This window comes from Pseudomonas sp. P5_A2_2 (assembly GCF_054177685.1).
In genome coordinates, this window is record NZ_JBGCUL010000255.1 from 1 (window position 1) to 5,621 (window position 5,621).

The 5,621-nt window shown below is 60.2% G+C and carries 6 protein-coding genes; 1 reads left to right on the top strand and 5 read right to left on the bottom strand.

The annotated features are described in order from the left end of the window. Positions 1 to 1,426, bottom strand: a 1,426-nt coding sequence (locus ACXRVY_RS15490) for a ComEC/Rec2 family competence protein (protein ID WP_458237701.1), incomplete at its 3' end; no start/stop codon positions are given. Positions 1,427 to 1,561: 135 nt separating this feature from the next. On the opposite strand from ACXRVY_RS15490, the gene ACXRVY_RS15495 reads away from it, so the two are divergent. After that, entirely contained in the window at positions 1,562 to 2,077 is a 516-nt protein-coding gene (locus ACXRVY_RS15495; protein ID WP_223459630.1) for a DUF2062 domain-containing protein, read from the top strand. Between the two features lie 154 nt (positions 2,078 to 2,231). Here the strand turns inward: ACXRVY_RS15495 and ACXRVY_RS15500 are convergent, their stop codons facing one another. The 4 genes from ACXRVY_RS15500 to ACXRVY_RS15515 form a co-directional block, all read right to left on the bottom strand. Continuing rightward, positions 2,232 to 3,011 carry an ABC transporter permease gene (locus ACXRVY_RS15500; RefSeq protein ID WP_223459632.1) on the bottom strand — a complete coding sequence of 260 codons (780 nt, stop codon included), beginning with the start codon at positions 3,009 to 3,011 and terminating at the stop codon, positions 2,232 to 2,234. Then, positions 3,008 to 3,940: an ABC transporter ATP-binding protein gene (locus ACXRVY_RS15505; RefSeq protein WP_223459634.1), complete on the bottom strand. Its 933-nt coding sequence runs from the start codon at positions 3,938 to 3,940 to the stop codon at positions 3,008 to 3,010. The genes ACXRVY_RS15500 and ACXRVY_RS15505 overlap by 4 nt, the downstream gene beginning before the upstream one ends. Before the next feature lie 133 nt (positions 3,941 to 4,073). Beyond that, on the bottom strand, positions 4,074 to 4,697 hold the full coding sequence (locus ACXRVY_RS15510) for a glutathione S-transferase family protein (protein ID WP_223459636.1): 624 nt from the start codon (positions 4,695 to 4,697) through the stop codon (positions 4,074 to 4,076). A 43-nt stretch (positions 4,698 to 4,740) separates the two neighbouring features. Further along, entirely contained in the window at positions 4,741 to 5,400 is a 660-nt protein-coding gene (locus tag ACXRVY_RS15515; RefSeq protein WP_223459638.1) for a transglutaminase-like domain-containing protein, read from the bottom strand. Positions 5,401 to 5,621: the final 221 nt, after the last annotated feature.

Consider the following 5,621-nt stretch of genomic DNA (forward strand, 5'->3'; position numbering starts at 1 on the left):
GCATGGGCCAGCCTAACGGGCGCATCGGTACGCCTCGCGGCAGCAATAGCAAAAAGGCGCCAATGGCACCGATGACCCAGGCCCATAGTGGAACTGCCATGGGCACCCACGCGGGGACCTGACCGGAGACGAGCCCCAATCCCCTGAACCACCAATCGATCAAGCCGCCCGCCAGCCACAGCAATTTCTCCCCCACGTAAGGTACCGGCAGCAACAGCGTCCCGAGCAACGCCGGTGGCAGTACCACCAGACTGATCCAGGGCACTGCGAACAAATTGGCCAGCGGCCCGCTGAGACTGATGGGCAACCCCAATGCCAGTAACAACGGGCACAGCCCGATTGCAATCAGCCACTGGGCGCGGGTCCAGGTTTGCCACCAACGCCATGGCCCCAACCGGCCGCCGAAGGTCAATATCAAGACCGCCACGGCTGCGAAGGACAGCCAGAAACCAGGCTGAAGACTCGCCAGCGGCTCCAGCAGCAAAATGCCGTTGAGTGCCAGCAACAGCGGCCACCATGCACCGAGATGACGGAACCGTAGACGCCACAACAACACCAGGCCAATCATTACGCAGGCCCGTCGCACCGGCACCCCGAAACCGGCCAGCATCCCGTAACCGAGCGCAGCGGCGAATGCCAGGCCACACGCCCAGGGCAGCCATGGCAAACGGTTCGGCCATAACCCAAAGCGGGCCAGGCCGGCGATCAGCAGATACACAACGCCCGCCAGCAATCCGATGTGCTGCCCGGAAATCACCAACAGATGCACCGTGCCGGTGTCCTGTAATACCTGCCAGTCTTCGCGACTCAGCCCGGCGCCGTCCCCGAGTACCAATGCCGTCAACGCGCCGCTTCGCCCTTGGGCATCCACCGCCAGCAAACGCTGACGGATTGCATCGCGCCAGGCCCATTGGGCTGGTGCAAGGCGTTCGCCCTCCTTGACCGTCCCGGTCGCCCCGATGCGTTGTGCCAGCAACCAGGCTTGATAGTCGAAGGCCTGCGGATTGAGGAGCCCGACCGGGCGCTTCAGCTTGACTGCCAGGCGCCAGCGTTCGCCACTGYTCACCGGCGGCCCGCCATACCAGGCCAGACGCATTTGCTGCGGCAGCCGGGTACGTCGGGACTGGATGTCGGTCAATTCGAAACGCACGACATCGTCGTCATGCCGAGGCAAGCCTGTGACCCGCCCTTCGATCCAGCGGGTTTCGCCGTCCAGGGCCGGCGGCAACCGGTCGTCCAGCGCCCACTGCGCATTCGCGCAGGCCCAGCTCAAACCAAACAGGTAAAACGCCACCGGATACGTCCTGAACGGCAGCAACATCAAACCCGCCACCGGCATCGCCAGCCACAACCAGACCGGCGGCAATGCCGGTAAAAAGCGCAAGGTCAGCAGACCCAACGCCAGCGCCATCATCCCTGTGCGCATAAGCCCGTCCTTGAGAGTACCCTCCAAGGCTTAGCCCGCCCATCGGATGGGCGTCGTCAATAATTGTCACAAAGTCTGAATGGGCAGCTCGTAGAATCCAGACATACTTGCCGCCCTGACCGACCGAGAAGCCTTATGCCCCGGCGCTTATTCAAACGTTACATGCCAGACCCGATGAGCATCAGGGAACACAAGTCCTTACGCTTTCTCGGCACGCTGTTGCATGACCCGAACCTGTGGCACCTCAATCGCCACTCCGTTGCCCGCGCCATGGCGGTGGGTCTGTTCGCCGCGTTCCTGCCGATCCCGCTGCAGATGCTGCTGGCGGCCATCCTTGCCATCATCGTGCGCGGCAACATGCCGATTGCCGTGAGCCTGGTCTGGCTGACCAACCCGATCACCATGCCTGCCGTGTTCTTCTGCACCTACCAGGCCGGCGCCTGGCTGATGGACGTTCCCGCCCGGCAGTTGCCGGACTCGCTGACCTGGGAATGGATCAGCGGCGAAATCTCGACCTTGTGGCAACCGTTTCTGCTGGGTTCGGTGGTAACCGGGTTGGTACTCGGGGCACTGGCCTACGTCTTGGTAATGATGTATTGGCGCTGGTGGGTGGCCCGGCAATGGAAGCGGCGCAAGAAGAGCCGGATGTGAGAATGCAAAACGGCCTCCACTGGGGAGGCCGTTTTTTATGCGGTGTCTGGGCTGACGCCATCGCGAGCAAGCTCGCTCCCACACTCGATCCATGTCACAAAGTAGATCCCCTGTGGGAGCGAGCTTGCTCGCGATGCAGACGACTCGGTCGTCCTCAAGTACGCATCCCACGCCCACTCACCAGCAACCGCGCACAACCGAGGTAAAGCACCACGGTCGCCACCAGCATGAACGTAATCGCAATACTGATCCGGATATCCGACACGCCGAGAATGCCGTAACGGAATGCGTTGACCATGTGCAGCACCGGGTTGGCCAGGGACACGGTCTGCCAGAACGGCGGCAGCAAGGTGATCGAATAGAAGACCCCGCCCAGGTAGGTCAGTGGCGTCAGCACGAAAGTCGGGATGATCGAAATGTCATCGAAGTTGCGCGCAAACACGGCGTTGATGAAACCCAGCAGCGAGAAGATCGTCGCGGTCAGCACCACCACCAGAATGGTCACGCCCAGGTGATGCACCTGCAAGTGGGTGAAAAACAGCGACAGCAGGGTCACGATGATTCCCACCATCAAGCCGCGCAGCACGCCGCCCAGGGTGTAGCCGATCAGAATGGTGTGCGGCGATAGCGGCGAGACCATCAGTTCTTCAATGGACCGCTGGAACTTGCTGCCGAAGAAACTCGACACCACGTTGCCGTAGGAGTTGGTGATCACCGACATCATGATCAGCCCCGGCACGATGTACTCCATGTAAGTGAAGCCACCCATGTCGCCGATTTGCCGACCGATCAGATTACCGAAGATCACGAAGTACAGGACCATGGTGATGGCCGGCGGCAGCAGGGTCTGCGGCCAGATCCGGGTGAAACGCCGGACTTCACGGTAAACGATGGTATTGAGGGCAACGAGGTTGGGGCGCAGCTCGGAACTCATACCGCCACCTTCGACAGATTTTTCTCCACCAGAGACACGAACAACTCCTCGAGGCGATTGGTTTTGTTGCGCAGGCTCAGCACTTCGATGTTCTGCTGCGCCAACTGGGTGAACAGCGCGGTGATGCCCATGGACTTGTCCACCTGGACTTCCAGGGTGTGGCTGTCGATCAGCTTGGCCGGGTAACCGAGCAACTGCGGCGCTACTTGCAATGTGTTCTTCATATCCAGCAGGAAGGTTTCGACATGCAGTTGGCTGAGCAACTGCTTCATGCTGGTGTTCTCGACGATGGTGCCGTGGTCGATGATGCCGATGTTGCGGCACAACTGCTCAGCCTCTTCCAGGTAGTGGGTGGTGAGGATGATGGTGATGCCTTTCTGGTTCAGCTCGGTGAGAAAGCTCCACATCGAGCGACGCAGTTCGATGTCCACCCCGGCAGTCGGTTCGTCGAGGATCAGCAGGCGCGGTTCATGAACCAGCGCGCGGGCGATCATCAGGCGCCGCTTCATGCCGCCAGACAGTGAACGCGACGGCACGTCCTTCTTGTCCCACAGGCCGAGCTGGGTCAGGTACTGTTCGGCGCGTTCCTTGGCGATTTTCGCCGGGATGCCGTAGTAGCCTGCCTGCGTCACGACGATGTCGAAGGTCTTTTCGAACTGGTTGAAGTTGAATTCCTGGGGCACCACGCCGATGCAGCGCTTGAGCTGCGCAGGGTTCTTGTCCAGGTCGTGACCGAAGATATTCACCGTGCCGCTGGTCTTGTTCACCAGGGTCGAGAGAATGCCGATGGTCGTGGATTTGCCGGCGCCGTTCGGGCCGAGCAAGGCGAAGAAGTCACCTTCGGCGACATCCAGATCGATACCACTCAGGGCCTGGAAACCGTTGCCGTAGGTTTTGGTTAGCTGCCGGATGGACAGAGCGGAACTCATATCTGATTTACGCACCAAGAAGGGAAGAAAGGGTCAGGTAAGGGCGGGCGGCGCGCATTGCAACCACGTCGCATCAGCGCAATGGTGCTTGTCGCCGCCACACAAGTACAGTCAAGCGTGTCGATAGTGAGTATTAAGTCAACGCGGTCATGACTGCCTTTTGATACGCCGGACGCTGCTTCAACCGCGCGTACCAGGCCTGCAGATGCGGCTGTGGCGCACGCTCGATCGGCATCTCGAACCAGGCATAAATGAAACTGCCCAGGGGAATATCGCCCATGCCGATCTCGTCCCCGGACAGGTAGGGCTTGTTCGCCAACGCCTGATCGGCCACCGCCAGTAGCGTGTCGCATTCTTTGATCGCCGCCTTGATGGCGGGCCAGTCCTGCTGGTCTGCCGGGGTACGCAGCACGCCCCAGAACACGGTACGGAACGGACCGGCAAAGCTTGAGGTGGTCCAGTCCATCCATTTGTCGGCGCTGGCACGGGCTTGCAGATCCGCCGGATACCAGGCCGTGCCGTTGGCGTGACGGGCCATCAGATAACGCACGATGGCATTGGATTCCCACAGCACGAAGCCATCGTCCTCGATCACCGGAACCCGACCATTGGGATTCATGGCGCGGTATTCGGGCGTATCGACGACACCAAAGGCGCCACCGGCATCGATAGCCTCGTAGGCCAGCCCCAGTTCTTCGGCGGCCCACAACGGTTTTCTGACATTCGACGAGTTTTTCCGACCCCAGATCTTCAGCATGACCGCCTCTTTTTCGGTAAGTGGGCAGGCAGCATACGCCGGATCAGGCGCGACTCAAATCGCTCTGCAGGTCACCCAACAGCGGTTGCTGTTGCTCACCGAACAGGTGCGGATAGCATTTTTCCAGGTGTTCGAAAAAGAACGCTTCAGGTACGTCGGCGAACTGGCCGTGATCGACGAGGTACTCCATCAGCTTCGCGCCATCGCGGTTGAAGGGATGAAAAACACTGTCGTTTATCCCGTCGAATTCCAGCGGCGCCACATTGAACAGGTCGCAGAGTTTGCGATTGAACGCGGGGGTCGCCTTGACCCAGCGATCCTGCAAATAAAACTCGGTGTAGCCGTGCATGGCGAACATGTCGCTCTTGAGCAATTCAAGCAGCCGTGGCGTCGACAAATGATTGCGTACATCCGCCAGGCCGATCCGCGCGGGAATCGCGCAATGCCGCGCCGCACCTGCCAGCAACGTGGCTTTGGGCACGCAGTAACTCTCCCCGGTCGCCAATGCATAACTGCCGCACAGGGTCTGCGGATCGCGACTGAATGTGTATGGGTTGTAGCGCACCGCTTCGCGCACGGCGTAATAGAGACTGATCGCCTGCGCAAGCGGATCGCGACTGGCGCCACGGTGTTTTTCGGCGAACTCCACCACGGACGGGTGGTCACTATCGATGAAGCGGCCGGGACTCAGATACTCGTGCATGAGAACAATCTCCTGGGGAAGCCCCGAGTCTAGCGAGCGCTTGAGCACAGAGATAACGACGTTTCGGCCAAACATGGGCGCTTTGCCGCTCGCTCAATGAACGCTTTTCCCACGATTCCAATCACATCGCTCCAACCAGCCTGTTTCGCGGATGCCGTCTAAGCTCTGTGGGCTGGTTCGCCATGGTTTCACGGAGGAATGAATATGCTGCTGTTGTGGAT